Below are 2,683 nucleotides of genomic sequence, written 5' to 3'. Positions count from 1 at the left end.
TTTTCCGAAACCATCTCAGCAGACGTTTCAACTTCCTCAGTGACTTCATCGCCGGCGGCAGACACGGCTTGGTCAAGATCAGCATTGTCAAGCAATGCATCTTGTGCCGTTTGCTGCTCTATGTCTTGTTCAGGCTCAACAGCTACTGCAGTGGATGCCTGAGAGATATCCGCAGCATCATTTTGCGCGGCGAATTGGTTTTGTAATTGTGCTAATTTTTGCTCTTGAATCTCAAGCAAACGCTCAAGCTGTTCTACTTGAGAACTCAAACTATCAACCTGACTGGTTAAGTTTGCATTTTCATTTGTTAGGGCTTGCATCTCGGCACTATTTGCACCGGATGCAACGCCATCTGCATCAACCCCCGTCGTTGTCGCATCGCCAGTTGCAACAAGGCTAAGCTCGCCACCACGGGTATCAGCTGCATCAATAGCCTCTTCGACAGCAGACTGCGCATCGACTGGCGAGCTGGCATCAATAGCAACTTCCGACTCAGCCAAAACCTGTCTTGAACCACCATAAACGGTATCATTTGCTAGCATTTTATCGACCGAGCGAATAGCCGAAGCATCAGGAACGCTCAATAATGCAGCTGCCTTTAAACGGTTGATATCGCCTCGGATAAACGCACTAGGATTGTCCTGATAAATAGCCGTCATGGTTTGCTGAATACTGGCACCTTGGGGTGTATATTGCTTAGCAATAGACCAAAGTGAATCGCCAACTTCGGTATTATACTCGCTGTCGGAGTTTGGCCTGCCGGATACTTGTGCATAGCTTCTATTTGCTTGCGGCTGAGTTTGTCGCGTGACCGGCGCAGATGAGTCAGCCTCAGTGCGTTTACTTGAAGTTTGTGTTGGTTGTGAAGAAACCGCTGGAGTAGCTAATTGAGAAGCTGAAGCCTGCGTATAACTTGGCAGATCAACGAGTGCAGTATAAGAGCGAAGAATTCTTCCGGTAGGCCATTTCGCTTCAATCACGAAATCCAAAAAAGGCTCATTTAAGCGCTGAAATGAGGATAATTTGATTAAGCCGCTGCCATCATCCAGCACTTCAACTACAAATTTTATATTGCTTAGATAAAAGGTGCGTTCGACACCGGCATCCAGAAACTGTTGATCAGAGGCAAAGTCAACCAAGATCTGTGTGGCATCTAGATCAGCAACATTATTAATAACAATCTCGGCTTTCAGAGGTTCATTTATTGCCGAGAGCATAGTCATTTCACCAAGCCCCAAAGCAAGTAACTGGTTCGCTTGAACAGAACCGGCAAGTAAGATAGCACTGGCTAATTTACGATACATGAATCCTTTACCCTTAATTATTATTAGTGATCACTTGGCAAATAATAGTACTGCCACACCAGACCGATCACATCACTTCAAATATCTTGAAATGAAGCCAAAAAACAGCAGACTTTGCCTGCTTTTCAGCATAAAAAATTGTTGTGTGTGCTAAAAGCGTGAACTTATGCAAAAAATACTAAGCTAGACTTACCTATTTTATAAAGATTGGCAATAAAAAACCTAATAATTTTTTTGAAAGTTGCGGCTAAGTATTCATTATGGCAAAGATTTTCGGGATTTGTTCAGACATCTCAGCCAATTTTTTGCCACCCCAAATTGCGCATCATCGAAACCCATTAGAAAATCACACTGATGAGCATCGTCATTCTGAATCCTAAGCTCACCAACAACGAGTTGCTGCTGAGCTTGCGCATAATGCATTGCCGATAACTGATGCTGAGACTCTGCATAGACTATTTCTTGCTCTGAGCGCAGCCATTCAAGCGCCTTATCGCGCTGCAGGGGCTCGGAGAGCTCTAATGAAACCCAGGCAGAAAAGCCATGAAAGACAGGCATCTGCAACGACCTTAATCGAATCGAAGCATGCTCAAACTGAGCTTGAAGCTCTGCAGCCAGCCGCTGATTAAAGCTCTCACCAACAGCATAGGTCGACAGCGGAAAGTAATTAAACGTCACTTGCTGATCAAAAATACCGTCCTCAATGGCCTGGCCGTTTAACAATTTCGCGGTTTGTGCGGCAAGCTCAGAAACGCCCGCCTTGCCGAATAATGATGCTGGCAACATGGCTTGCATACTTAGCATTTCCATCTCTGCGCTGCATGGCAACATGATAGCCTGCTGCACCAACTTCAACGCGGCCACATAAGGGTTGTCAACAAAGAACAAGCGATCTGAGTCTATTGCCGCAAGATGATCAGCATCGGCCTGCCAAGCAACGATGTCACAGTCTGCCAGAGCAAGAGCACTTGCCACCGCCTCGGCGGCCACTGATTCTGCCAGCAACATGCACACATCAATCGCGGCAAAATCAAAACCCTCTATTCTCTCAAAGGCTACACTTCTTCCATTAAACAATACTGACTGTGACTCATGATCTAAGGCCAGCAAATTTAATGATGGTGGCACCTCAAGCGTTGCCAGTGCGTCTAGCAGCGCCTCAAGCTGTAAGGATTCGGATGCAACAATAGCAATTGATAAGCCTGACATAGTCTTTACACGCGACTCACAATAATATTCAGCATACGCCTTAGCGGCTCAGCAGCGCCCCAAAGCAGCTGGTCACCTACCGTAAAGGCATTCAGGTATTGCTCGCCCATATTCATCGTGCGCAAGCGACCTACCGGCACTTCTAAGGTTCCCGTTACTGCGGTCGGCGT

General features: G+C 46.3%; 3 protein-coding genes. All 3 read right to left on the bottom strand.

Annotated elements, in window-relative coordinates; genetic code table 11:
* Window positions 1-1,304: hypothetical protein (locus HRU21_12565; protein NRA43123.1), on the bottom strand; the 1,304-nt coding region annotated here is incomplete at its 3' end.
* 258 nt (window positions 1,305-1,562) lie between these two features.
* Window positions 1,563-2,513, bottom strand: coding sequence for a hypothetical protein (locus HRU21_12560; GenBank protein ID NRA43122.1), 951 nt, complete (start codon window positions 2,511-2,513; stop codon window positions 1,563-1,565).
* 5 nt (window positions 2,514-2,518) lie between these two features.
* Window positions 2,519-2,683 (bottom strand): aspartate-semialdehyde dehydrogenase (locus tag HRU21_12555; GenBank protein NRA43121.1); only part of this gene is annotated, 165 nt, incomplete at its 5' end.

Source organism: Pseudomonadales bacterium (assembly GCA_013215025.1).
In the GTDB taxonomy this organism is placed as follows: Bacteria; Pseudomonadota; Gammaproteobacteria; order Pseudomonadales; family DT-91; genus DT-91.
The sequence above is the reverse complement of the archived record's forward strand: the minus strand, read 5'-3'. Positions and strand labels throughout refer to the sequence as shown.